The 24,022-nt window shown below is 70.2% G+C and carries 27 protein-coding genes; 10 read left to right on the forward strand and 17 right to left on the reverse strand.

Annotation, left to right across the window (positions count from 1 at the left end):
* Positions 1–4 precede the first annotated feature (4 nt).
* Together NQV15_RS11360 and NQV15_RS11365 are read right to left on the reverse strand one after the other, a co-directional pair.
* Positions 5–484: a dihydrofolate reductase gene (locus tag NQV15_RS11360; RefSeq protein ID WP_232399971.1), complete on the reverse strand. Its 480-nt coding sequence runs from the start codon at positions 482–484 to the stop codon at positions 5–7.
* Between the two features lie 25 nt (positions 485–509).
* Positions 510–1,304 carry a thymidylate synthase gene (locus NQV15_RS11365; RefSeq protein WP_232399972.1) on the reverse strand — a complete coding sequence of 265 codons (795 nt, stop codon included), beginning with the start codon at positions 1,302–1,304 and terminating at the stop codon, positions 510–512.
* A gap of 52 nt (positions 1,305–1,356) precedes the next feature.
* Between NQV15_RS11365 and NQV15_RS11370 the strand changes: the two genes are divergently transcribed.
* From NQV15_RS11370 to NQV15_RS11385, 4 genes are read left to right on the forward strand one after another with little or no spacing between them, the layout of a single operon-like run.
* Positions 1,357–1,854 (forward strand): hypothetical protein, encoded by a 498-nt coding sequence (locus NQV15_RS11370; RefSeq protein WP_232399973.1) that lies wholly within the window; start codon positions 1,357–1,359, stop codon positions 1,852–1,854.
* Entirely contained in the window at positions 1,851–2,396 is a 546-nt protein-coding gene (locus tag NQV15_RS11375; RefSeq protein WP_232399974.1) for a GNAT family N-acetyltransferase, read from the forward strand. Before NQV15_RS11370 ends, NQV15_RS11375 begins: the two co-directional genes overlap by 4 nt.
* Positions 2,393–3,064, forward strand: a complete 672-nt coding sequence (locus NQV15_RS11380) for an AzlC family ABC transporter permease (protein WP_232399975.1) — start codon at positions 2,393–2,395, stop codon at positions 3,062–3,064. Before NQV15_RS11375 ends, NQV15_RS11380 begins: the two co-directional genes overlap by 4 nt.
* On the forward strand, positions 3,061–3,366 hold the full coding sequence (locus tag NQV15_RS11385) for an AzlD domain-containing protein (RefSeq protein WP_232399976.1): 306 nt from the start codon (positions 3,061–3,063) through the stop codon (positions 3,364–3,366). Before NQV15_RS11380 ends, NQV15_RS11385 begins: the two co-directional genes overlap by 4 nt.
* Before the next feature lie 8 nt (positions 3,367–3,374).
* On the opposite strand, the gene dapB is transcribed toward NQV15_RS11385, so the two are convergent.
* The gene (dapB, locus tag NQV15_RS11390) at positions 3,375–4,118 is read right to left on the reverse strand and encodes a 4-hydroxy-tetrahydrodipicolinate reductase (RefSeq protein ID WP_232399977.1); all 744 of its coding nucleotides are present in this window, start codon (positions 4,116–4,118) and stop codon (positions 3,375–3,377) included.
* 90 nt (positions 4,119–4,208) lie between these two features.
* Here dapB and NQV15_RS11395 point away from each other — a divergent pair, with 90 nt between their 5' ends.
* Positions 4,209–4,874, forward strand: a complete 666-nt coding sequence (locus tag NQV15_RS11395) for a hemerythrin domain-containing protein (protein WP_232399978.1) — start codon at positions 4,209–4,211, stop codon at positions 4,872–4,874.
* Positions 4,875–4,877: 3 nt separating this feature from the next.
* Here the strand turns inward: NQV15_RS11395 and kynU are convergent, their stop codons facing one another.
* The 3 genes from kynU to rpsO all read right to left on the reverse strand — a co-directional run bounded on the left by kynU (position 4,878) and on the right by rpsO (position 8,860).
* Complete coding sequence (gene kynU / locus NQV15_RS11400) at positions 4,878–6,068, reverse strand: kynureninase (RefSeq protein WP_232399979.1); 1,191 nt, start codon at positions 6,066–6,068, stop codon at positions 4,878–4,880.
* Between the two features lie 91 nt (positions 6,069–6,159).
* On the reverse strand, positions 6,160–8,385 hold the full coding sequence (locus NQV15_RS11405) for a polyribonucleotide nucleotidyltransferase (RefSeq protein WP_232399980.1): 2,226 nt from the start codon (positions 8,383–8,385) through the stop codon (positions 6,160–6,162).
* 235 nt (positions 8,386–8,620) lie between these two features.
* A complete protein-coding gene (gene rpsO, locus NQV15_RS11410) occupies positions 8,621–8,860 on the reverse strand; it encodes a 30S ribosomal protein S15 (protein ID WP_372490364.1) in 240 nt (79 codons plus the stop codon).
* Positions 8,861–9,063: 203 nt separating this feature from the next.
* On the opposite strand from rpsO, the gene NQV15_RS11415 reads away from it, so the two are divergent.
* The gene (locus NQV15_RS11415; protein ID WP_232399981.1) at positions 9,064–9,918 is read left to right on the forward strand and encodes an SGNH/GDSL hydrolase family protein; all 855 of its coding nucleotides are present in this window, start codon (positions 9,064–9,066) and stop codon (positions 9,916–9,918) included.
* Here NQV15_RS11415 and NQV15_RS11420 read toward each other — a convergent pair.
* From NQV15_RS11420 to rimP, 8 genes are all read right to left on the reverse strand, one after another.
* The gene (locus NQV15_RS11420) at positions 9,915–10,844 is read right to left on the reverse strand and encodes a bifunctional riboflavin kinase/FAD synthetase (RefSeq protein WP_232399982.1); all 930 of its coding nucleotides are present in this window, start codon (positions 10,842–10,844) and stop codon (positions 9,915–9,917) included. The two genes, NQV15_RS11415 and NQV15_RS11420, sit on opposite strands and share 4 nt — an antisense overlap.
* Before the next feature lie 43 nt (positions 10,845–10,887).
* A complete protein-coding gene (locus NQV15_RS11425) occupies positions 10,888–12,129 on the reverse strand; it encodes a phospholipase D-like domain-containing protein (protein ID WP_232399983.1) in 1,242 nt (413 codons plus the stop codon).
* Between the two features lie 16 nt (positions 12,130–12,145).
* Entirely contained in the window at positions 12,146–13,024 is an 879-nt protein-coding gene (truB, locus tag NQV15_RS11430) for a tRNA pseudouridine(55) synthase TruB (protein ID WP_232399984.1), read from the reverse strand.
* A complete protein-coding gene (gene rbfA / locus NQV15_RS11435) occupies positions 13,021–13,455 on the reverse strand; it encodes a 30S ribosome-binding factor RbfA (RefSeq protein WP_232399985.1) in 435 nt (144 codons plus the stop codon). Before rbfA ends, truB begins: the two co-directional genes overlap by 4 nt.
* A gap of 85 nt (positions 13,456–13,540) precedes the next feature.
* Positions 13,541–16,324 carry a translation initiation factor IF-2 gene (infB, locus tag NQV15_RS11440; protein WP_232399990.1) on the reverse strand — a complete coding sequence of 928 codons (2,784 nt, stop codon included), beginning with the start codon at positions 16,322–16,324 and terminating at the stop codon, positions 13,541–13,543.
* A gap of 162 nt (positions 16,325–16,486) precedes the next feature.
* The gene (locus NQV15_RS11445; RefSeq protein WP_232399991.1) at positions 16,487–16,792 is read right to left on the reverse strand and encodes a YlxR family protein; all 306 of its coding nucleotides are present in this window, start codon (positions 16,790–16,792) and stop codon (positions 16,487–16,489) included.
* 3 nt (positions 16,793–16,795) lie between these two features.
* Positions 16,796–17,833: a transcription termination factor NusA gene (gene nusA, locus NQV15_RS11450; protein ID WP_232399992.1), complete on the reverse strand. Its 1,038-nt coding sequence runs from the start codon at positions 17,831–17,833 to the stop codon at positions 16,796–16,798.
* Entirely contained in the window at positions 17,833–18,285 is a 453-nt protein-coding gene (gene rimP / locus NQV15_RS11455; protein ID WP_232399993.1) for a ribosome maturation factor RimP, read from the reverse strand. Before rimP ends, nusA begins: the two co-directional genes overlap by 1 nt.
* A 165-nt stretch (positions 18,286–18,450) precedes the next feature.
* On the opposite strand from rimP, the gene NQV15_RS11460 reads away from it, so the two are divergent.
* Together NQV15_RS11460 and NQV15_RS11465 are read left to right on the forward strand one after the other, a co-directional pair.
* Complete coding sequence (locus NQV15_RS11460) at positions 18,451–18,921, forward strand: hypothetical protein (protein ID WP_232399994.1); 471 nt, start codon at positions 18,451–18,453, stop codon at positions 18,919–18,921.
* A complete protein-coding gene (locus tag NQV15_RS11465; protein WP_232399995.1) occupies positions 18,918–19,319 on the forward strand; it encodes a DUF4439 domain-containing protein in 402 nt (133 codons plus the stop codon). Before NQV15_RS11460 ends, NQV15_RS11465 begins: the two co-directional genes overlap by 4 nt.
* Before the next feature lie 83 nt (positions 19,320–19,402).
* Here the strand turns inward: NQV15_RS11465 and NQV15_RS11470 are convergent, their stop codons facing one another.
* The 3 genes from NQV15_RS11470 to NQV15_RS11480 are packed head-to-tail and all read right to left on the reverse strand — an operon-like array spanning position 19,403 to position 22,424.
* Positions 19,403–21,142 carry a proline--tRNA ligase gene (locus tag NQV15_RS11470; RefSeq protein WP_232400348.1) on the reverse strand — a complete coding sequence of 580 codons (1,740 nt, stop codon included), beginning with the start codon at positions 21,140–21,142 and terminating at the stop codon, positions 19,403–19,405.
* A 50-nt stretch (positions 21,143–21,192) separates the two neighbouring features.
* Positions 21,193–21,555 carry a DoxX family protein gene (locus NQV15_RS11475; RefSeq protein WP_232399996.1) on the reverse strand — a complete coding sequence of 121 codons (363 nt, stop codon included), beginning with the start codon at positions 21,553–21,555 and terminating at the stop codon, positions 21,193–21,195.
* Between the two features lie 26 nt (positions 21,556–21,581).
* Entirely contained in the window at positions 21,582–22,424 is an 843-nt protein-coding gene (locus NQV15_RS11480) for a GNAT family N-acetyltransferase (RefSeq protein WP_232399997.1), read from the reverse strand.
* 145 nt (positions 22,425–22,569) lie between these two features.
* Between NQV15_RS11480 and NQV15_RS11485 the strand changes: the two genes are divergently transcribed.
* Together NQV15_RS11485 and NQV15_RS11490 are read left to right on the forward strand one after the other, a co-directional pair.
* Positions 22,570–23,100, forward strand: coding sequence for a hypothetical protein (locus NQV15_RS11485; protein WP_232399998.1), 531 nt, complete (start codon positions 22,570–22,572; stop codon positions 23,098–23,100).
* Positions 23,094–24,020 carry a hypothetical protein gene (locus NQV15_RS11490; RefSeq protein WP_257125045.1) on the forward strand — a complete coding sequence of 309 codons (927 nt, stop codon included), beginning with the start codon at positions 23,094–23,096 and terminating at the stop codon, positions 24,018–24,020. Before NQV15_RS11485 ends, NQV15_RS11490 begins: the two co-directional genes overlap by 7 nt.
* Positions 24,021–24,022: the final 2 nt, after the last annotated feature.

The raw sequence follows: 24,022 nt of genomic DNA on the forward strand, positions 1-24,022 counted from the left end.
CTCGCTAGGACGCGGCGCGGTCGTACGTGACGATGTCGTACCCGTCGTACGCCTGCCGGTCGCCCTCGTGCCACTGCGACCAGTCGACGTCCGGGAACCAGGCATCGCCCTCGGGTGACAGGTCCACCTGGGTGACGACCATCCGGTCGACGACCCCGGCCTCGATCGCGGTGGCGTAGACCTGCGAGCCGCCGATGATGAACACGTCGTCGTCGAGCTTGGCGGCCAGGGCCAGCGCGGACGGCAGGTCCGCGGCGACCTCGACGCCGTCGGCGGTCCACTGCGGGTCGCGCGTCAGCACGATCGAGGTGCGCCCTGGCAGCGGACGCCCGATCGACTCGAAGGTCGCCCGTCCCATGACCATCGGGTGACCCATCGTCAGGGCCTTGAACTGGGCGAGGTCGCCGGTGCGCGGCCAGGGCAGGTCGCCGTCGCGTCCGATGACCCCGTTGCGGCCGATCGCGACGACGATCGTGACGGTCACTGCGCTGACTGCATTCGGCTTCGCCTCATACTGCGATCGGGGCCTTGATCAGGGGGTGCGGGTCGTAGCCGGTGATCTTGATCGAGTCGGGCGTGAACCCGTCGATCGAGGTGACCGAAGGGTCGAGCCACAGCTCGGGCAGCGCGCGCGGTTCGCGGGTCAGCTGCTCGCGCGCCTGGTCCAGGTGGTTGACGTACAGGTGGGCGTCACCGAGGGTGTGGACGAAGTCGCCGACCTCCAGGCCGGTGACCTGCGCGACCATGTGGGTCAGCAGCGCGTAGGACGCGATGTTGAACGGCACACCGAGGAAGACATCGGCCGAGCGCTGGTACATCTGGCACGACAGCTTGCCGTCGGCGACGTAGAACTGGAAGAACGCGTGGCACGGCATCAGCGCCATGGCGTCCAGGTCGGCGACGTTCCACGCGCTGACGACGTGGCGCCGGGAGTCGGGGTTGGTCCTGATCTGCTCGATGACCTGGGCCAGCTGGTCGATGTGCCGTCCGTCCGGCGCCGGCCACGACCGCCACTGGTAGCCGTAGACCGGGCCGAGATCGCCGTTGTCGTCGGCCCACTCGTCCCAGATCGACACGCCCTGCTCGTGCAGGTACTGCACGTTGGTGTCGCCCTTGATGAACCACAGCAGCTCGCCGACGACGGACTTGACGTGGATCTTCTTGGTCGTCACCAGGGGAAAGCCCTCGGAGAGGTCGAACCGCATCTGGTGACCGAACACGCTGCGGGTGCCGGTCCCGGTGCGATCGCCCTTGGCGACCCCTTCGTCGAGGATCCGCTGGACGAGTTCGAGGTAGGCCCGCATGTCTGCACACTATCAACGTCCGGGACCCGCCAGCGTGTGCCAAACTCTCACCATGCCGAGTGTCGAGTACGAAGCGACGCCCTCCGAGGTGCGCAAGTTCGCGTTGCTGCAGATCGTCCTGACCGCGGTGTTCTTCGTCTTGTTGTTCTTCATGCTCGGCGGTGACGACGCCCCCTTCCCGCCGGTGTGGCTGACCGTGCTGCTGGTGGTGCTGGTGGGCGCCGGGGCGGTCATGGCCGAGCGGGTGTGGCTGAGCTCATCACCCCTGCCCGCGGACGCCGATCCCGATGAGGCCCGACGTGACGCAGTGGGTGTCTTCGCCGCGCAGACGGTCCGCAAGCTCACCTACTGCGAGGCGCCGCTGCTGATCGCGGTGCTGGTCGCCTTCGTCACCGATCACGGTGGGTGGCCGCTGGTGATCGCCGGCTTCCCCGGACTGCTGGTGCTGACGTGGGAGCTGTGGCCGAGCCTGCGCAACACCTCGCTGACCGCGGCGATGCTGGACTCCAAGGGCGCCGACTCCCAGCTGGTGGAGAGCTTCCGCGAGTGAGCTCTGCCATGAACGCCGATGTCAGTGCCCGGCTGGCGTGGCCCGACGACGCCGCCGCGATCGTCCGGGTGCAGCTCGCCTCGTGGCGCCGCGGCTTCGCCGACGTGCTGCCGGCCGCCGAGCTGGACGCGATCGACTCCGACGAGCTCACCCAGCGCTGGGCGACCACGATCAGCGCGCCGCAGGACGCCCGCATGCGCGTCCTAGTGGCGCTGGAACGCGCGGACATCCGGGGCTTCGCCCTCGTCCACCCGTCCTACGACCCCGATGCCGACCAGGTGCGCGACGGCGAGGTCGGTGAGTTCGTCGTCGACACCGAGCACCAGCGCGCCGGACACGGCTCGCGCCTGCTGCAGGCCGCGATGGACACGCTGGCCGCGGACCGGTTCACCCGCGCCGTGTGGTGGATCGGCTCGACCGATGACGTGCTGCGCGGCTTCGTGACCGAGTCCGGCTGGGAGGCCGACGGCGCCCACCGCGAGCTCGCGACCGCCGACGGCGCGACGGTCAAGCAGGTGCGGCTCCACACCAGCCTGGCATGACGTCCGACCGCTCCATCGTCATCGACTCCCTCGGCGTCGGCCTGGCCACCGGCGCGTACGGGGTGTCGTTCGGCGCGATCTCCACGGCGTCGGGGCTGAGCGTGCTGCAGACCTGCCTGATCTCGCTGCTGGTCTTCACCGGCGCCTCGCAGTTCGCCTTCGTCGGCATCGTCGCCTCGGGTGGCAATCCGCTGACGGGTGCCCTGACCGCGGCGCTGCTGGGCAGCCGCAACCTGTTCTACGGCGTCAGCATGGCCCCCAAGCTGGAGCTGGGGCCCGGGGCGCGCCTGGCGAGCGCGCACTTCGTGATCGACGAGTCGACCGCGATGGGCGTGACGCGCGAGAACCGCCGCCAGGCCCGCCTGGGCTTCTACTGGACCGGCATCTCGATCTTCGTGCTGTGGAACCTCACGACGTTCATCGGGGCGCTGGCCGGTGACGCGATCGGCGATCCCCGCACCTACGGGCTGGACGCCGCGGTCGGTGCTGCGTTCCTCGGCCTGCTGTGGCCGCGCCTGGCGTCGTGGACGGGACGGCTGGTCGCCCTGACCGGTGCCGCCGTCGCGCTGGGCCTCGTGCCGGTCACCAGCGCCGGCCTGCCGATCATCATCGGCGGAGGCACGGCAGTCCTGCTGGGGATGCTGTGGCGGCCGAGGAGCCGGTCATGACCGCGCTGTGGGGTGGCATCGTGGTCATGATCGTGACCTGCTTCGCCCTCAAGTACGCCGGGCTGTCGGTGCCGCAGAGCATCCTGCAGCACGCGCTGACCGTCCGCGCCGTCGAGCTCATCCCCGCTGGGCTGCTCGGCGCCCTCATCGCGGTGCAGGTCTTCGCCGACGGCTCGTCCGTGCAGGTCGACGCCCGCCTGCTGGCCCTCGGGGTCGCCGCGGTCCTGCTGACGCTGCGCGTGCCGTTCCTGCCGATGGTCGTCATCGCCGCCGCGGTCGCGGCGCTCGTCCGCCAGCTCTGATCCTGCGGCTACAGGCCGAGGACCGCGTCGAGGCCCACGGTGACGCCGGGGCGGCCGCTGACGGCGCCGACGGCGGCCACGACACCGGGCATGAAGGACGCCCGGTCGTGGGAGTCGTGACGGATCGTGAACGACTCCCCCACCCCGCCGAACAGGACCTCCTGGGACGCCACGAAGCCGCGGGCGCGCACCGAGTGCACCGGGACACCGCCGAGCTTCGCTCCGCGGGCGCCGTCCGGGTCGGACGTCGTCGCGTCCGGCAGGGCCGCCGAACCGGCCGCCTCACGGGCAGAGGCGATCAGCTCGGCGGTGCGGACCGCGGTGCCCGACGGGGCGTCGATCTTGTCGGGGTGGTGCATCTCGATGACCTCGACGGACTCGAAGAACGGTGCCGCCGTCTCGGCGAACCGCATCATCAGGACCGCCCCGATCGAGAAGTTCGGGACGATCAGCACACCGGTCGACGGGGCATCGCCCAGCAGTGAGCGCACCGCGGCGATGCGGTCGTCGTCGAAGCCGGAGGTCCCGACGACGACGTGCACGCCGTGCTCGACGCACCAGGTCACGTTGTCGAGGGCCACCGCGGGCTGCGTGAAGTCGAGCGCCACCTCGGCGCCGGACGACGTGATGAGGTCCAGCGAGTCGCCTTGGTCGATCTCGGCGACGACCTCCAAGCCGTCGGCGGCGTTGATCGCCCGCACCGACTCCGAACCCATGCGCCCCTTGGCGCCCAGCACCGCGACCCGTGTCATGGCCCCGATCGTACGAGATCGGGGACTTCCCCCCGACGGCGCTCCGTCCTACCATCGTCGGATCGGGGCGACGGAGCGAAAGGCTGCGCCATGACCGATGAGGCCAGACAGCTCGGCTGTCAGACCGATGACATGTTGATGATCCACACGGTGTTCCGCCGTGAGTTCAGGCTCGCGGGCCCGATGGTCCGCCACGTCGATGCCGGCGACACCGCCCAGGCCGCCCGGGTCGCGACCTACCTGGCCGAGATCGTCACCGCGCTGCACCACCATCACCACCATGAGGACGAGATCATCTGGGACACCCTCGTGGACCGCTCCCCCGGGTGCGCGCTCCACGTCGGACAGATGAAGGCCCAGCACGCTGAGGTGTCCGATCTGCTCGACCGGGTCGACGGGCTCATCCCGGTCTGGGTCCCCACGGCGGACGCCGAGTCCCGCGACCGGCTGGCGAGCGCCGTCGAGGCCGTCTCGACAGCCCTCGACGCCCACCTCGGGCAGGAGGAGGAAGTCATCCTCCCGGTCGCAGCCAGCTCGTTCACGCAGGCCGAGTGGGACCGCCTCGGCGAGGCCGGCATGGCATCGGTTCCTCGCAACCGGCTCCTGGTGCAGCTCGGCTATCTGATGGAGGACGCCACCCCCGAGCAGCGCGCGATGGTGATGGCCCACGTCCCTCTGGCCGCTCGTCTTCTCTACCGGGCCGTTGGCAGGCGGCAGTACGAGAAGGAGATCCGGACGCTGCGCGCCCCGGTGTGACGTCTAGCGCGCCAGCTCGGCCAGGACGGCGACACCGGCGGCCACCTCGACGTACGACGTCGTCAGGGGGGACAGACCGAGCCGGATGAGGTCGGGCTCGCGGAAGTCGGGCACGACGCCGCGCTCGAGCATCTCTGCGGCGATCTCCCGCGCCCGCGGATGACGCACCGTGACGTGGCTGCCGCGCCGGTGCGGGTCGCGAGGGGTCACGATCTCCAGCCCGGCTGCGTCCAGCTGCTCGATCAGATAGGTCGTGAGGGCCACCGACTTGTCGCGGATCGGCCCGATGCCGGCCTCGGCGATCAGCCGCACACCCTCCTGCACGGCGAGGATCGCCGCGACGGGCGGCGTGCCGCTGAGCATCCGCCGGACCGTCGGCGATGCCTCGTACGTGTCGGACATCGCGAACAGGTCGGCCGCGCTCCACCACCCGGGGATCGGCTGCTCCGCCTGCGCCAGGTGCCTCGCGGCGACGTACGCGAACGCGGGCGCCCCGGGTCCGGCGTTGACGTACTTGTAGGTGCACCCGACGGCGAAGTCGACCCCGGCCGAGTCCAGCTCGATGGGGACGACCCCGGCCGAGTGGCACAGGTCCCAGATCACGACCGCACCGGCGGCGTGGACCGCGTCGGTGATCGCCGGCAGGTCCAGCAACGTCCCCGAGCGGTAGTCGACGTGGCTGAGCAGCACGACCGCGGTCCGCTCCCCCAGCGCGCCGGCGAGCACCTCGGTCGTGACGTTCTCGACCAGGTCCGGCTCGAGCCGGCGCACCGTCATGCCGCGGGCCTCGGCGACGGCCTCGACCAGGTACCGGTCGGTCGGGAAGTTCGTGGCGTCGATGATGATCTCGTCGCGATCCGCGCGCAGGCCCGCCGCCGCGTGCAGCAGCTTGTGGATGCACACCGACGTCGAGTCGGCGATGACGGTCTGGCCGTCGGCGGCGCCCAGCAGCTCCCGTCCGAGCTCGTCGCCGACCGTCACCGGCAGATCGACCCAGCCCTCGGACCAGCCGCGAATCAGGCGGCTGCCCCACTCCTGGCGCACGAACGTCGTCAACCGGTCGAGGGTCGCCACCGGGAGCCGACCCAGCGAGTTGCCGTCCAGGTAGGCGACCAGGTCGTCATCGATCACGAACCGGTCGCGGAAGGACGCCAACGGGTCGGCGGAGTCCAGGTCATGGGGGGATGCAGCCATGCCGCGATGCTCTCACGGCGCCGGGCGCCGCCCGGCTGGGGACGCAGAAGGGCCCCGCTGCCGAAGCAACGGGGCCCATCCGATGAGTGGATCAGGCGTCAGCCGTGGCCGACTCCTCGTCGGAGGAGGCAGGAGCCTCGTCCGACTTGTCGATGACCGGGATCAGCGAGAGCTTGCCGCGGTCGCCGAGCTCGGCGATCTCGACCTGGATCTTCTGACCGACCGAGACGACGTCCTCGACGTTGTTGACGCGCTGGCCACCGTTGAGCTCACGCAGCTTGCTGATGTGCAGCAGGCCGTCGCGACCCGGGGACAGCGACACGAACGCACCGAAGTCGACCGTCTTGACGACGGTGCCGAGGTAGCGCTCGCCGACCTCGGGCATCGTCGGGTTGGCGATCGCGTTGATCGCGTCGCGGGCAGCCTCGGCGGCCTCGCCGTTCTCCGCACCGACGTAGACCGTGCCATCGTCCTCGAGGGAGATGTTCGCGCCCGTGTCGTCCTGGATCTGGTTGATGATCTTGCCCTTGGGGCCGATGACCTCGCCGATCTTGTCGACGGGGATCTTGATCGTGATGATCCGCGGCGCGTAGGGGCTCATCTCGTCCGGCTCGTCGATGGCCTCGGCCATGACGTCCAGGATCGCGACGCGAGCGCCGTACGCCTGCTGCAGGGCACCGGCCAGCACGTCGGCGGGGATGCCGTCGAGCTTGGTGTCCAACTGCAGGGCGGTGACGAACTCACGCGTTCCGGCGACCTTGAAGTCCATGTCGCCGAAGGCGTCCTCGGCTCCCAGGATGTCGGTCAGGGTGACGAACTTCTGCTCGCCGTCGACCTCACCGGAGATCAGGCCCATCGCGATGCCGGCGACCGGCGCGCGCAGCGGGACACCCGCGTTGAGCAGACCCAGCGTCGAGGCGCAGACCGAGCCCATCGACGTCGAGCCGTTGGAGCTCAGCGCCTCGGAGACCTGGCGGATCGCGTAGGGGAACTCCTCGCGCGTCGGCAGCACGGGCAGCAGCGCACGGCCCGCGAGGGCGCCGTGACCGATCTCGCGACGCTTCGGCGAACCGACCCGGCCGGTCTCACCGGTCGAGTAGGGCGGGAAGTTGTAGTTGTGCATGTAGCGGCGCGCCGTCTCGGGAGAGAGCGTGTCGAGCTTCTGCTCCAGGCCCAGCATGTTCAGCGTCGTGATGCCCAGGATCTGGGTCTCACCGCGCTGGAACAGCGCGGAGCCGTGGACGCGGGGAACGATGCCGACCTCGGCGCTGAGGGCACGGATGTCCTCCAGGCCACGGCCGTCGATGCGGACCTTGTCGCGCAGGACGCGCTCGCGGACGACGGTCTTGGTGACCGCGCGGATGGCCGCACCGATCTCCTTCTCGCGACCCTCGAAGTCGGCGCCGATCTTGTCGATGACGTCGGCCTTGATCTCGGACTCGCGCTCCTCGCGCTCGGCCTTGCCGGCGATCGTCAGGGCCTGGGCCAGATCGGCCTTGGCGACGGCCTCGACGGCCTCGAGGACGTCGTCCTCGTAGTCCAGGAAGATCGGGAAGTCGCGGACCGGCTTGGCGGCGACCGCAGCGAGCTCGGCCTGCGCCTCGCACAGCTGCTTGATGAAGACCTTGGCGGCCTCGAGGCCACCGGCGACGATCTCCTCGGTGGGCGCCTGGACGCCGCTCTGGACGAGGTCCCAGGTCGACTCGGTCGACTCGGCCTCGACCATCATGATGGCGACGTCGTCACCGGCGACACGGCCGGCGACGACCATGTCGAAGACCGCGTTCTCGAGCTGGCTGTGCGTCGGGAAGCCGACCCACTGGCCGTCGATCAGCGCGACGCGGGTGGCGCCGACGGGGCCGGTGAACGGCAGGCCGGAGATCTGCGTCGACGCGGAGGCCGCGTTGATCGCGAGCACGTCGTACGGGGTGTCGGGGTTGAGCGCCAGGACCGTGATGACGACCTGGACCTCGTTGCGCAGACCCTTCTTGAAGGTCGGGCGCAGCGGGCGGTCGATCAGGCGGCAGGTGAGGATCGCGTCCTCGGAGGGACGACCCTCACGACGGAAGAACGAGCCCGGGATGCGTCCCGCGGCGTACATCCGCTCCTCGACGTCGATCGTCAGGGGGAAGAAGTCGAAGTGGTCCTTGGGGTGCTTGCCGGCCGTGGTGGCCGACAGCAGCATGGTGTCGTCGTCGAGGAATGCGGAGACCGCGCCGGCGGCCTGCTGGGCGAGGACGCCCGTCTCGAAACGGATGGTGCGGGTGCCGAAGGCACCGTTGTCGATGACTGTCTCGACGGAGTGGAGTTCGGACATAGATGTCCCTTCCGCAGACGAATGTCTGCCTGTAGGGACGAGAGCCGCGGGGCGGTGAATTCTGCCGGTCTTCGATCGAGGCCTGCGGCACGCGTCGTGCGTCCCGAGGGCCACTACCGAGGACCGAGCCCGTGGGTGCCCGCGCTCTCGTCTGGTGTGTTTCGTGTGTGGAGTTGTGGTGCGTGCCCTTGCGGGCGGGGCGGCCACTTCAGAGAAGTGACCGCCTCCGGCAGTGCTAGCGGCGCAGGCCGAGACGCTCGATGAGCGAACGGTAACGCTCGATGTCGTTGTTCTGCAGGTAGTTGAGCAGACGACGACGCTGTCCGACCAGGAGCAGCAGACCACGACGGCTGTGGTGATCGTGCTTGTGCTCCTGCAGGTGACCGGTCAGGTGTGCGATACGAGCCGTCAGCAGTGCGATCTGGACCTCCGGGGAGCCCGTGTCGCCGTCGCTGAGCGCGTACTGCTTGATGATGTCTTCCTTGGCAACGCCCGCAACTGTGGGCGCAGCAGTCTTCTTCGACACTTTTTCTCCTAGGATTTCCGTTGCACGGCGCGCCCGGGCACATCCACCGGGGCACTCTCTGTCCGTGGCCGATCACACGGCAACGTCAAGCGTATCAGCGGCGGCGTCGCCAGAGCCAATCGACAGCTTGTCCCGCGCTATAGCCTCGGGGCATGAGAACTCGCGCCGTGATCGCTGCGACGGCGCTGCTGATGATCGTCGCAGGATGCTCGTCCGACCCGACGACGGACTCCCCCCGAGCATCCGGCACGAGCCAGACGCCGACCGCTGCGGCGCCGGCACCCCGGCCGTCCAGCTACGTCGCCCTGGGCGACTCGTTCACCGCCGGACCGGGCATCGACCCGCTGCAGGCCGGCTCGGGCTACTGCGGGCGCTCGCAGGACAACTGGCCGACGCGGGTGGCGGACTCCCTCGACCTCACGCTGACCGACGTGAGCTGCTCGGGCGCGACGACCGCCGACCTGGCCAGCACCGTCCGCTCGGGCGCGTTGTCCACCGGTCCGGGTCTGGTCACGGTCAGCGCCGGCGGCAACGACGGCGGGCTGTTCCTGTCGCTGATCCGGTCGTGCACCGCCGGGTCGGACGCGTGCGGCTCGTTCGTGAAGCAGCAGGTCCCGCCGATCCTGAAGCAGACGACGACCGACGTGGTGTCGTTGCTGGACGCCGTGCGGTCGGCCGCCCCCGACGCCCGCGTCGTGCTGGTCGGCTATCCGCGCCTCATGCCCGCCGACGGCACGTGCGACGCGGTGGGCATCGCCGCCGGCGACGTCGCGACCGTCGTCTCGGCCGAGGAAGCGCTCGACACCGCGCTGGCGTCCGCGGCCGAGCAGGCCGATGTCCCCTACGTCTCGGCCAGGGACGCATCGACGGGTCATGACGCGTGCGCCGGCGACCAGGCATGGACCAACGGCGCATCGCCCGGCACCGGCGACGGGATCTTCTTCCACCCCAACCGCCGGGGCATGGCCGCGGTCGCCTCGTTGGTCGAGGCAGCCGCGAAGGGCTAGAGCCCGAGCAGCTCGCGGGTGCGGACGACGTCGTCGTTCATCTGCGCGATCAGCGGATCGATGCCGTCGTACTTGACCATGCCGCGGATGCCGTCGACCAGCTCGATGCGGATGGCCTCGCCGTACAGGTCCAGGTCGGTGCGGTCCAGGACATAGGACTCGACCCGCCGCTCGACCCCGTCGAAGGTCGGGTTGGTGCCGACCGAGATCGCCGCGGGCAACCGCTGGCCGTCGGAACGGACGACCCAGCCGGCGTACACGCCGTCCGGCGGCACCGCGTAGGCCTCGTCGACCGGCACGTTGGCGGTCGGGAAGCCCAGCTCGCGACCCCGCTGGTCGCCCTTGCGGACGACTCCGTAGACCTCGTGCGGACGGCCCAGCACCTCGGCGGCGTCCCGCATCCGCCCGGCGGCGACGTGGGCGCGGACGAGCGTGGACGAGTAGGGCTCGGCGCCGCCGTCCAGGTGCAGGGCGTCGACCGTGAAACCGGCCTGCTCACCGGCGTGCCGCAGGAATGCCGTGTCTCCCGTGGCGCGGTGGCCGAAGCGGAAGTTGTCGCCGACGGCGACCACCGACGCCTGCAGCTCGTCGCGCAGGACGCGGTCGACGAACTCCTGCGGCGTCCACGCGGCCATGTCGCGGGTGAAGTCCAGGATGCGCACCTCGTCGGCGCCGGCCGCCAGCAGCAGCTCGACGCGGCGCTCCGTCGTCGCGAGCCGCTTCGGCGCGTGATCGGGTGCCACGACCGCCAGCGGGTGCGGCTCGAACGTGACCGCGATGACCGGCAGCCCGCGCGACAGCTCGCGGGTGCGCTTGATGACGTGCTGGTGGCCGCGGTGCACCCCGTCGAAGTTGCCGACCGTCACCGCCGCGGGCTCGTCACGCGCGGTGGTCGAGGCCCCGGGGAAGTCGCGCCAGATCGTCACGGGAAAACTGTGCCACACCCCGGTGCCGCCGCCGCGAGGACGGTCACAGCAGCAGGGCCAGCGGCTTGAGCAGCGCCTCGTAGACGCGAGCCACGAAAGGCCGGCGCATCCAGTCCTCCAGGCTCAGCCGCTCGCACTTGACGCAGTCGTCGGCGAACACCTGCTCCATCCCGGCAGCGAGCCCCTGGTCGAGGATCTCCAGGTTGATCTCGTAGTTGCCCAGCAGGCTCAGCCGGTCGATGTTGGCCGTGCCGATCGTGGTCCACTCCCCGTCGATCGTCGCCGTCTTGGCGTGCACCATGTGGTCGTTGTAGCGGTAGATCTCGACGCCCGCCCGCAGCAGCCGACCGTAGAAGCCGCGCGACAGCCAGTCGGTGACCACGTGGTTGGAGATCCGGGGCACGATGATGCGCACCCGCACGCCGCGTCGTTTGGCGTCCAGCAGCGCGGCGAGGATGTCGCGGTCGGGGATGAAGTAGGCGGCGGTGATGTCGATGCTCTTGTGCGCCCGGTCGATCGCCTCGAGATACATGCCGCGGATGGGGAACATCAGCTGCCGCGGCACGTTGCGGTGCGCGCGGATGTGCGGCCGCCACCCGGTGGACGGGTTCTGCTCGATCATCGGGGTGTTGCGCCGCGGGTGCGTGTTCCAGAAGTCGACGAAGGCATTGTCCAGGTCCCACACCGCCGGGCCCTCGATGCGCAGGTGGGTGTCGCGCCACTCCGTCGCGTACGTGGAGCCGATGTTGTAGCCGCCGACGTACGCGACCCGGTCGTCGACGACCAGGATCTTGCGGTGGTCGCGGCCGATGTGCCGCGGGCTGAGCACCTTCCACGACGACACGATGGGGTACACCAGCACGTTGATCGGCGGCGGGAACTTCAAGAAGCTGCGCTTGACCACGAGGTTGGCGAACTGGTCGAAGATGACGTAGACCTCGACCCCCCGGTCGGCCGCGTCGATCAGCGCCTGCTTGAACCGGCGCCCCATCTCGTCGCCCTTGATGATGTAGGTCTCCAGCAGGATCCGCCGCTGGGCGCCCTCGATGGCGGCCAGCATGTCCTCGAAGAGGATCTCGCCGTACGTGTACGTCGTGGCGACGCTGCCATCCCCCACGGGGTGCGAGACCGGGTCGGCCGGCGGCAGGTCGGGGATCTTGCGCCCGCGCAGGAGACGCCGGACCCGATCCGCGCCCATCAGCGTGACCACCGCCGTGAGCTGCGCGCCGAGCATCGCCAGAAGACCCTGACGCAGCAGACGAGGGGTCCTCCAGCGCAGACTCATGCCAAGACTGTACCGATCAGACGAACACGGCCACCGGCTTGGCGACGCCACCACGCTGCTCGTACAGGGCCAGGAACTGCCCCGACGGGTCGAACATCGCGACGGCCCGCGGCGCTCCCAGATCGATTCCGGTGAGGGCACGGCCGAACCGCACGTCCTGCGCCTCGCGCTCGGGCAGGTCGTACGAGTCGAAGCTCGCCCGCGCGACGTCGTCCAGGCTGATGACGTGCAGCTCCTGCTCGAGCTCCTCGAGCGTGCGGGCCAGCCGCAGCGGGAATCCGCCGACGCGGGTGCGACGCAGCATCGTCAGGTGTCCGCCGACGCCCAGGTCGGCGCCGATGTCGCGGGCCAGCGCCCGGATGTAGGTGCCGCTGGAGCACACGACCCGCACGTCGACGTCGACGACGTCGCCGTCCACGCGCACGGCGTCCACGTCGAACGTCGAGATGGTCACCGGACGAGCCTTGAGGGTGACCTCCTCCCCCGCGCGCACGGCAGCGTACGACCGCACGCCGTCGACCTTGATGGCCGAGACCGACGACGGGACCTGCTGGATGTCACCGGTGTACGCCTCGACGGCGGCACGCACGGCAGCCTCGTCGATGTGACCGGCCGGCGTGGTCGCGGTGACCTCGCCCTCCGCATCGTCCGTGACGGTGGACTGCCCCAGGCGGATCGTGGCGAGGTACTCCTTGTCGGCGTGCGTGAGGTAGCCGAGCAGGCGCGTGGCGCGGTTGATGCCCAGCACCAGCACGCCGGTGGCCATGGGGTCGAGTGTGCCGGCGTGGCCGACCTTCTTGGTGCCGGCCAGCCGGCGCATGCGTCCCACGACGTCGTGGGACGTCCAGCCGGCCGGCTTGTCGACGATGACCAGGCCCGACTGCACATCGGTCACGCGTCGTCGTCCTCGTCGACCGGCTTCTTGTACGGATCGGGGTCGCCGGCGTACTGCGCGCCCGCCGTCCGCGACAGGACCTCGTCGTCGGACGCCTTGACCTTGGCCAGCAGGTCCTCGATCTCCTTGGCCGTCTCGGGCACGGAGTCCAGGAAGAACGTGATCGAGGGCGTGATGCGGGTGCCCAGCTGCTTGCCGACCTCGGAGCGGATGAGCCCCGTGGCGCTGCGCAGGGCAGCGGCCGTGTCGTCGCGCTGCTTCTGGTCGCCCATCACGGTGTAGAACACCGACGCCTGCTGGCCGTCACCGGTCATGCGGACATCCGTGATCGTCACGAAGCCCAGGCGCGGATCCTTGACCCGTCGCTCCAGCATCTGTGCCACGACGACCTTGATCCGGTCACCGACCTTGGCGTTACGCGGTCCGGCCATCTTCCATCTCCTGAAAATCAGTGGGACGTCATCCCGTGCGAGCCGCAGAGGGCTCGCACGGGATGACGTCCCGGGACTGAACTACTTATGCGCGAGGCTTCTCGCGCATCTCGAAGGTCTCGACGACGTCGCCGACCTTGATGTCGTTGAAGCCACGGAGCACGAGACCGCACTCGAAGCCTTCGCGGACCTCGGACACATCGTCCTTCTCACGCCGCAGGCTCGAGAAGTCCAGGTTGTCCGCGACGACGGTGCCGTCGCGCAGCAGGCGTGCCTTGGCGTTGCGCTTGATCGTGCCGCTGGTGACCATGCAACCGGCGATGTTGCCGATCTTGCTGGAGCGGAAGATGTCGCGGATCTCGGCGGTACCGAGCTGCGCCTCCTCGAACTCCGGCTTGAGCAGGCCCTTGAGGGATGCCTCGATCTCCTCGATCGCGTTGTAGATGACCGAGTAGTACTTGATCTCGACACCCTCGCGGTCGGCCAGCTCCGTCGCCTTGCCCTGCGGGCGGACGTTGAAGCCGATGATCACGGCGTTGGACGCCGCGGCCAGCATGACGTTGGTCTCGGTGATCGCACCGACACCGCGGTCGATGACCCGCAGCGCGACCTCGTCGCCGACGTCGATCTTGGCCAGTGCGTCCTCGAGCGCCTCGACCGAACCGGAACCGTCACCCTTGAGGATGAGCAGCAGCTCGTCGGTCTCGCCCTTCTCCATCGAGGACATGAAGTCCTCGAGGGTGCGGCGACCCGTGCGCTGCGCCAGCAGTGCGTTGCGCTCGCGCGCCTCGCGCTTCTCGGCGATCTGGCGGGCCAGGCGGTCGTCGCCGACCACCATGAAGTTGTCGCCGGCTCCGGGGACGGCCGTCAGGCCGAGCACGAGCGCCGGACGCGACGGGGTCGCTTCCTCGATGTTGTTGCCGTACTCGTCGAGCATGGCGCGCACACGACCGAACGCCGGGCCGGCGACGATCGAGTCGCCCACCTTGAGCGTTCCGCGGTGGACCAGCACCGTGGCGACCGGGCCGCGACCGCGGTCCAGGTGCGCCTCGATGACCAGGCCCTCGGCGTTCTGCTTGGGGTTGGCGCGCAGGTCCAGCGATGCGTCGGCGGTCAGGATGACCGCCTCCAGCAGCGCGTCCAGACCGGTGCCGGCCTTCGCCGAGACGTCGACGAACATCGTGTCTCCGCCGTACTCCTCGGGCACGAGTCCGTACTCGGTGAGCTGGCCGCGGGCCTTGGTCGGATCGGCGTCGGGCTTGTCGATCTTGTTGACCGCGACGACGATCGGGACGCCGGCAGCCTTGGCGTGGTTGAGCGCCTCGACCGTCTGCGGCATGACGCCGTCGTCGGCCGCGACCACGAGGATCGCGATGTCGGTCGCCTGGGCACCACGGGCACGCATGGCGGTGAACGCCTCGTGACCGGGGGTGTCGATCAGGGTGATGCGACGCTCGGTGCCGTCGACATCGGTCGCGACCTGGTAGGCACCGATGGTCTGCGTGATGCCACCGGCCTCCTTGTCCACGACGTTGCTGCTGCGCAGCGCGTCGAGGAGCTTGGTCTTGCCGTGGTCGACGTGACCCATGACGGTGACGACCGGCGGACGCGGCGCGAGATCTTCCTCGGCACCCTCGTCCTCACCGAACTCGATGTCGAAGGACTCGAGCAGCTCGCGGTCCTCGTCCTCGGGCGAGATGACCTCGACGTGGTAGTTGAGCTCCTCACCGAGCAGCAGCAACGTCTCGTCGTTGGCCGACTGCGTCGCCGTGACGATCTCGCCCAGGTGGAACAGCACCTCGACGAGCGATGCCGAGTCGGCACCGATCTTGTCGGCGAAATCGGCCAGCGAGGAACCGCGGGTCAGGCGAACGGTCTCGCCATTGCCCTTGCGGACGCGGACGCCGCCGATGGCGGGCGCCTGCATCTGGTCGAATTCCTGACGCTTCGCGCGCTTGCTCTTGCGTCCACGACGGACGGGTCCGCCGGCGCGACCGAACGCGCCCTGCGTGCCGCCACGGGTGTTGCGGCCACCGGGGCCACCTGTGCGCGGCGGGCCGCTGAAGCCGCCGCCACCAGGACGACCCGGTGCGCCGGCTCCGGCACCTCCGCCGGGACGACCGGCGAATCCGCCGGGTGCGCCACGACCGGGCGCTCCGCCACCGGGACGACCGGGGGCGCCGCCGGGACGACCGCCGCGAGCAGCGGACGGTCCGGGCAGGCCGGACTGGCGCGGCATCATCGCGGGGTTCGGACGGGGCATCCCGCCACCGGCGCCACCGGGCGCGGGAGCGGACGAGCCGCCCTCACGAGCGGCGGGCGGGCGCGGGGTGTTGCGCTGCATGCCCTGCGTGGACGAGAACGGGTTGTTGCCGGGGCGTGCGCCACCTGCTGCGGGCGGACGCGGGCCGGGGGTCGGTCCGGGCGTCGCGCGGGCGGCGGGCGCTGCCGGCTTGGGTGCGGCCGGGGCAGCGGGTGCCTCGGCGGCCGGCGCCTTGGGGGCGGGTGCCTTCGGGGCCGGCGTGGGCTCGGCCGGACGGCGCGGGCCGGGCATGGGGCCCGGGGTGCGCGTCGGCGTGGGTGCTGCGGACTCGGCAGCGGGGGCCGCCGGAGCGGCCTTCTGCTCCGGTGCCGCGGGCGTGGGAGCGCCGGGCTTGGGTGCGCCGGGCTTCGGCGCGGCCTTGCCCGACTTCTTGGCGCCCTGCGCGCGCAGGGCCTCTCCGTGCTCCTCGTTGAGGCGCCGGACGACGGGTGCTTCGACGGTCGAGGAGGCCGACTTCACGTACTCACCCATGTCTTTCAGGGTGGACAGGACGACCTTGCTCTCGACACCGAACTCGCGTGCGAGCTCGTGGACTCTTACAGCCACTTTTCTCCTTCAGGGGGGTCCGACCCCGAAGGAGGATCAGACCACTAGTTGACGAACGTGCTCATTGCGCAGTACTCATCGCGCAGTACTCATCGGTTCTTCATGAGCGAGTGCTCCGATTTCGTGTCGTGGAACGGCCGCGGGTGCGGACGTCCGTGGTGGTCACTCATCTGATCCGGGGCCCTCGACGACGGCAGCCAGGCCACTCAGGTCCAGCGGCCCCTCGACTCGAAGGGCCCGACCGAATGCCTTGCGGCGTGTCGCGAGCTCCAGGCACCGGGTCGTGGGGTGCAGGTGCGCCCCTCTTCCCGGAAGCGTCCCGCGCGGATCGGGGGTCACGACGACTGTCGTGGACTCTCGAACTGCGACGACTCGCACCAGAGCGGTCTTGTCTGAACGTTGCCTGCAACCGATGCACGTTCGGACGACCGCGACCAGTCTACCCGTCTCGCGCACTGGTTGCCTCATTGGTCAGTCCGCCTTGGTCCGGGGGGCCTCGGTGTCCGAGCGGATGTCGATGCGCCAACCGGTCAGCTTCGCTGCGAGGCGGACGTTCTGGCCCTCCTTGCCGATCGCGAGCGACAGCTGGAAGTCCGGCACCACGACGCGCGCCGAGCGGGTCGCGGCGTCGACGATCGTGACGCTCTTGACCTGCGACGGGGACAACGCCTGGGCGATGAACTCGGCCGGGTCGTCGCTGAAGTCGACGATGTCGATCTTCTCGCCGTGCAGCTCGTGCATGACGTTGCGCACCCGCTGGCCCATCGGGCCGATGCACGATCCCTTGGCGTTGACGCCGGGGATGTTGGCGCGCACGGCGATCTTGGTGCGGTGGCCGGCCTCGCGGGCGATCGCGACGATCTCGACGGACCCGTCGGCGATCTCGGGCACCTCCAGCGCGAACAGCAGCTTGACCAGGTTGGGGTGCGTGCGGGAGACCTTGACCTTCGGTCCGCGCGTGGTCTTCTCCACCTCGTACACGTACGCCTTGAGCCGCTCACCGTGGGCATACTTCTCCTCCGGGACCCGCTCGGTGCCGGTCAGGACGGCCTCGACACGCCCCAGGTCCAGCATGACGTCGTGGGGGTTGCGGCCCTGCTGGATGACACCCGAGACGATGTCGCCGACCTTGCCGGCGAACTCGCCGTACTTCGACTCGTCCTCGGCATCGCGGATGCGCTGCATGATCAGCTGGCGCGCGATCGTCGCGGCGAACCGGCCGAAGTCGTCGGGGGTGTCGTCGAACTCGGGCGTGAACGCCGGCTCGGGGCGCGGCGCGGGAGCCTCGCCCTCGGCGGGCTCGGGGGCGGGCGGCACCTCGATGCGCTCCTTCGCCCAGACCGTCACGTGCCCGGTCTTGCGGTCCAGCTCGACCCGCGAGTGCGGGCGGGCCACGCCGGTCTTGTGATAGGCCGAGAGCAGTGCTGTCTCGATGGCCTCGCAGATCGCCTCGAGGGGGATCTCTTTCTCGCGTTCAAGGGCGCGCAGGGCAGCCATGTCGATGTCCATCAGGCGTCCTTCCGGTTGAGCTCGATCTGTACGAGCGCTGAGGTGATGTCTGCATACAGGTACCGCGTCGTCGTGCGGCCGATGATCTCGACGCCGGTGTCGTCGCTGGCGCCGATGCGCCCGTCGATCGACGAGTCGTCCGAGGCCAGCCGGATCCGGACCAGTCGGCCCTCGTTGCGGCGCCAGTGGCGCGGCAGGGTCAACGGCCGGTCGACACCGCGCGAGGTGACCTCGAGCGTGTAGGGCTGCTCGCCCATGACGTCGGACGAGTCCAGGACCTCCGACAGGGCGCGGGTCGCGTCGGTGATGTGGTCGATGCCCACTCCCCCGTCGCGGTCGACCGCGATCAGCAGCACCCGCTTCTTGCCGGCGGGCGTGAGCTCGAGTGCCTCGAGGTCGAGGCCCAGCGATGCCACGGTGCTCTCGACGAGGGCCTCCAGACTGTCGGTCATGGGTCGTCCTTCGTCTTGAGTTGTCGACACCGTCCCGGTGTCGTGCCGCATGCGGCGGGCTGTGCATGCGGGTCCCACCTTATCGAATGTTCGGAGGTGCCCGGACCGCCTCGGCCGCTCGGTGTGCCCGCGTGGCGCCCCCGGACCGTCGGATAGCCTTCCGGGGTGATCACGCGACGCGTCCTTCTGGGGACGGGAGCGGCCGTCGTCGGGGCAGGCGGGCTCCTGACAGTGGGCCATCTCACGCACCGGCTCGACGATGTCGCCGATGCCGTGGGGCTCGATCCGAAGCCGCTGCCGGACCCGGCCGACACGCGGATCGTCCGCCGGGCCGCGCGGGCGTGCGCGACGCTGTTGACGACCGTCGAGGCGGCGGCCGCAGCGAACCCCGGGGTCGACCTGGCCCCGGTGGCCGCCATCGTGCGGGAGCAGCTGGCCGCGGTCGGCGGCTCCCCCGCCACCACGGCGTCCCTCGCACCGGTGACGCTGGACGCGCTGGAGCAGGCGCTCTCGAACGCGGCCGCGGATCGCGCGGCGGATGCCGTCGATGCCGGTTCGGCCGCCTTGGTGCGGGTGCTGGCCTCGATGTCGGCCGGGCAGGCCCAGTGTGCCCGCGCCGTGCGGAGGCTGGCATGACCCCGGTCGAGGCCCTGCAGGCCTGGCTCGCGTTGGAGCACGAGGCGGTCTGGTTCTATCCCGTCGTGGGTGCCCGCCGGGCCGACCTGGTCGACCGCGCCAGCGCCTCGTTCGAGCAGAGCCGCGACATCCGTGACGCCTTGGAGTCCCGGCTGCGGGCGCTCGGCGCCGAGCCCGTCGACGCCGAGCTCACGTACGACGTGGGGCCGATCACGACCTCGGAGCAGGCCTCGGCCGCCGCACAGTCGCTGGAGGCGCGCATCGCCGCTGCGTGCGTGTTGCTGGCCGGCCTCGCCGACGGCGGCCTGCGTCGCTACGCGGTCCGCGGGGTCACCAGGGCCGCCTTGGCCGAGCAGACCTGGGGCGGCGCCCCGCAGGCCTTCCCCGGCCTCCCCTAGCCCCCAAGATTTGGCGCCTCAGCAACCGTTCAGGACGATCCGACCGTCGGAGACGGTTGATCATCGGCCAAATCTTGGTCGGGTCAGCCGCGCAGGGTCGAGATCAGGTCGGCCAGGGGGACGTCCTGGCGCTCGCCGGTCGCCCGGTCCTTGACCTCCACGACACCATCGACGAAGCCCTTGCCGACCACGACGATCGTCGGGACGCCGATCAGCTCGGCGTCCTTGAACTTGACGCCGGGCGAGACCTTGCCGAGACGGTCGTCGAACAGGACGTCGAAGCCCTCCCCCACGAGGTCGGCGTAGACCTGCTCGGCTCCGGCGACGACCGTCTCGTCCTTGCCCGCCACGATCAGGTGCACGTCGAAGGGCGCCAGCTCGCGGGGCCAGATCAGCCCGGCGTCGTCGTGCGCGTACTCGGCGACGGCCGCGACCGCGCGGGAGACACCGACGCCGTACGAGCCCATCGTGACGGTCACGAGCTTGCCGTTCTCGTCCAGCACCTTCAGATCGAGCACCTCGGCGTACTTGCGGCCGAGCTGGAAGATGTGGCCCATCTCGATGCCCCGCGCCAGCTCGAGCGGTCCGGAGCCGTCCGGGGCGGGATCGCCCACGCGCACCTCGGCGGCCTCGATCGTCCCGTCGGCGGTGAAGTCACGGCCGGCCACCAGGTCGATGACGTGTGAGCCGGAGACGTTGGCGCCGGTGACCCACGACGAGCCCTCGACCACGCGGGGATCGAGCAGGTAGCGGATGCCGCTCGCGCTCTCCAGGCCCAGCGCCTCGGGCCCGATGTAGCCCTTGACCAGTGCGGGGTTGGCGGCGAAGTCCTTGTCGTCGAACGCCTCGACCTCGGCAGGCGCGGCGAAGGCCTCCAGCCGCTTGGCGTCGACCTCGCGGTCGCCGGGCAGGCCGATGGCCAGCGGCTCACGCGTCCCGTCGGGGTGGCGCAGGATCACCAGGACGTTCTTCAGCGTGTCCGAGCCCTCCCACGGGCGGTCGTCGCGCGGGAACGCCTCGTTGAGGTGCGCCACGAGGGTCTCGATCGTGGGCGTGCCCGGGGTCTGCTCGACGTGCGCCGCGGGCAGGCCGTCGAGCGGGATGGCGTCCGGGACGACCGTCGTCACGGCCTCGACATTGGCCGCGTAGCCGCCGGCGGACCGCACGAACGTGTCCTCGCCGGTCTCGGAGACCGCAAGGAACTCCTCGCTGGCCGAGCCGCCCATCGCGCCGGAGTCGGCCTTGACGATGACGTACTCGAAGCCGAGCCGGTCGAAGATGCGGATGTAGGCCTCGCGGTGCGCCTGGTACGACCGCTCCAGGCCGGCGTCGTCGATGTCGAAGGAGTACGAGTCCTTCATGATGAACTCGCGCCCACGCAGGATGCCGGCGCGGGGGCGGGCCTCGTCGCGGTACTTGGTCTGGATCTGGAACAGGCTCAGGGGCAGGTCCTTGTACGACGAGTACAGGTCCTTGACCAGCAGCGCGAACATCTCCTCGTGCGTGGGGCCCAGGAGCATGTCATTGCCCTTGCGGTCCTTGAGGCGGAAGAGGTTCGGGCCGTACTCGGTCCAGCGGTTGGACGCCTCGTAGGGCTCCCGCGGCAGCAGCGCCGGGAAGCGGACCTCCTGGGCGCCGATGGACTCCATCTCCTCGCGGATGATGCGCTCCACCTTGGCCAGGACCTTCAGGCCCAGCGGCAGCCACGAGTAGATGCCCGGCGCCACGCGGCGGACATAGCCCGCACGGACCAGCAGCTTGTGGCTGGGCACCTCGGCATCGGCCGGATCGTCGCGGAGCGTACGGAGGAAGAGCCTGGACATGCGCATGCCTCGACCCTATCCTCCGGCCCGGTCGGGTCCCCGAGCAGCGGTCAGCTCCGGGCGGCCTTCAGCGCGATGCGGATCATGGGCAGCTGCAGCGGCAGCCGCGCGATCGTCCCGGCCTTGTACCAACGGGGCGCGCGACGGCTGCGCACCACGTCCGCGGCCATCTGGACGTTCGCCGGGAACACCGCGAGGAGCAGTGCCACGGCACCCAGGCCACCGAGCCGCCGGGTGCGGTCGTTCAGCATCAGGGCGCCGGCAGCGATCTCGACGACACCGGAGGCGTAGACCAGCTCCTTCTTGCGCGGGAGCACCTTCGGGACGATGCGCTCGAAGGGACCGGGCTTGACGAAGTGGAGCACGCCCATGCCGACGAAGGCGCCGGCCATCAGCTTGATGTCGCGAGTCATCCCGCGAGCGTAGCCGCGCGGCCGGGTCACAGCAGGATGGACGCGAAGGTGGTCGTGTGCTCGAAGCCGACGCGTTCGTACGCGCGCCGCGCCACCGTGTTGTGGTCGTTGACGTAGAGGGTCACGATCGGCGCGATCGTCTGGCGCACGAGGTGCACGACGCCCGCGATGGCCGGCCCGGCGATGCCCTGGCCGCGCAGGTCGGGGTGCACGTACACGCCCTGCAGCTGGCAGGCCTGGGGCGTGGCTGCTCCGACCTCGGTCTTGAAGATGACCTCGCCGTCCTCGATGATCGCGAAGGACCAGCCCTGGGAGATGAGCTGCGCGACCCGTGCCCGGTACCCGGCCCGGCTGGTGGCCTCGGGGTCGACACCGACCTCCTCGGTGAACATCGCGACACAGGCCGGGTAGACGGCCTCGAACTCGTCGATCAGCACCGGCCGCACCCGCGGATCGGGCGGGATGCGGCTGTCGCGGTCCAGCACCATGAACGGCTGCGCGAGCCGGGGCGACCGCGCCGGCCCCCAGCGTGGCTCGAGCAGCTTCCAGAACGGGAGGACGGTGTCCCGCGGCCCGACGATCGACGACGGTCGGATGTTGTCGGCCAGGATCTGCTCGGCGAACATCTCCAGCGCGGCGGGCGTCGCCTCCACCGGCACGACATTGGCACCGGCGTGGCACGCCGACACCAGGGCGCCGTCCTCGAAGTACCCCCACACCTGACCGCCGAGCCAGCGGGCCTGCAGCTTCGTGGCGTCGACCCGGTTGCGGACGAACAGGTTGACCAGCGGGTCGAGGTCGAGCAGCCGGTGCAGCTCGGGCAGGTCCTGGGGCGTCAGGGCACGAAGATGAGTCGTCGTCCTCAGCACTTCGCCTCCCAGGGTGGTGGGCTCCAGCCTACGGCCCGCCCTGGACCACCACGACCGTGCCCGCGGGGAACAGATGAGTAGACAGCCGATCACCGATACCATCTGGTCAGGCGCAGGGGTTTGCGCCCTGTGAAACGGGGGGTTCATGACATCCAGGCGACCAGCACGATGGATCGCGACAGCGGTACTGGCGGTGTCCGCGCTGACAGCGTGCGGGAGCTCCGACGACGAGCCCACGATCAAGCCGACCTCCGACGCCCCGACGGCGTCGGCCGCTTCCGACCCTGACGGCTACACCGCCGAGCAGCGGGCGGTTGTCGACGTGGTCCAGGCCTACAACCAGGCAGGTTTCGGCTCCGGGGACCTCCCCATCTCGACGGCGATCGCCGACCTGGCGACGCCCGAGGTGCTCGACGCCGTGAAGTCCGCCGGTGACGACGCCAGGTACAGCGGGGTCCCGAGCCTGACGATCTCGACCGTCACGGTGTCGGGCGACACCGCGACGGTCAAGGGCTGCCGCGACGGATCGCGCGTCTTCACGCTGAAGAAGGGCCAGGCCCAGCCCGGCGTCGGCTCCAAGCCCGTGGGTGTCACGGACTTGACAATCGGCCTGGAGCGCATGGACGACCGCTGGGTCATCTCGGATCCGCGAGGAGAGCAGGTGGAGAAGTGCTGATCAGATCGAGGATGGGCCATGCCGCGGCGACCGCGATGGTGGCTCTGGCGGCCGCCCTCAGCGGCGCGCTGGTGGCGGCGTCGCCCGCGGCCGCCGAGGAGACGTGCGAGATGGTCAACCTGGTGCTGACCTGCACGGAGACCACGACCGAGGAGACGCCCGCCACCACCCCCGAGACCGGTACTGGCAGCGGCTCGGAGGGCTCCTGCGAGCTGCGCCCCGTCGACAGCGGCTACGACAATCCCTCGGCTCCGTTCTGCATCAAGAACGACGTCTGCTTCAACGTCGATCACTTCGCCCCCCTCGTGATGCCCGAGGGGGACAAGCCCAACGAGGACTCCACTGCGCGCGTGACGCTCTGCTACAACGGCTCGATGGGGCCGCCCGCCCCGCGTCGCATCTTCTGGACCGGCGACGAGGAGGAGCCGCCCTCCCTGATCGAGCAGGTCAGGTCGGCCGTCGACGCCCTGGACTTCGCAACGCCGACCGTCGGTGTCAGCCCCGCGGGCCTCACACTGGTCAACCTCGACACGTGGTTCTGGCTCGACGGGGTCCAGCGCGAGGTCACGGCCACGGCGTTCACCGTCACGGCGCGCGCGACCATCCGCACGATGACCGTCGATCCGGGCGATGGTTCGGGGACATTCACATGCCCGACCATCGCGACCACCTCGGCTGAGGCGCAGAACAACTGCGTCCACGAGTACCGACGCTCGTCGAGGCGAGGCGCGGGATCGGTGGACGGACAGCCTGCGTTCAAGGCGACGGTGACGACGGTCTACGACCTGACGTTCACCCATGGCGGCAACCCGATCCCTGCAGCAGCGATCCCCGGCGCTCCGACCACGATCGATGGCGCCCCGGCCACCGCCGCCGTCCGCGTCGTGGAGGCACAGACCGTGGTGCGGCCCAACCGCTGACC

It is taken from the genome of Aeromicrobium wangtongii (genome assembly GCF_024584515.1).
In the GTDB taxonomy this organism is placed as follows: Bacteria; Actinomycetota; Actinomycetes; order Propionibacteriales; family Nocardioidaceae; genus Aeromicrobium; species Aeromicrobium wangtongii.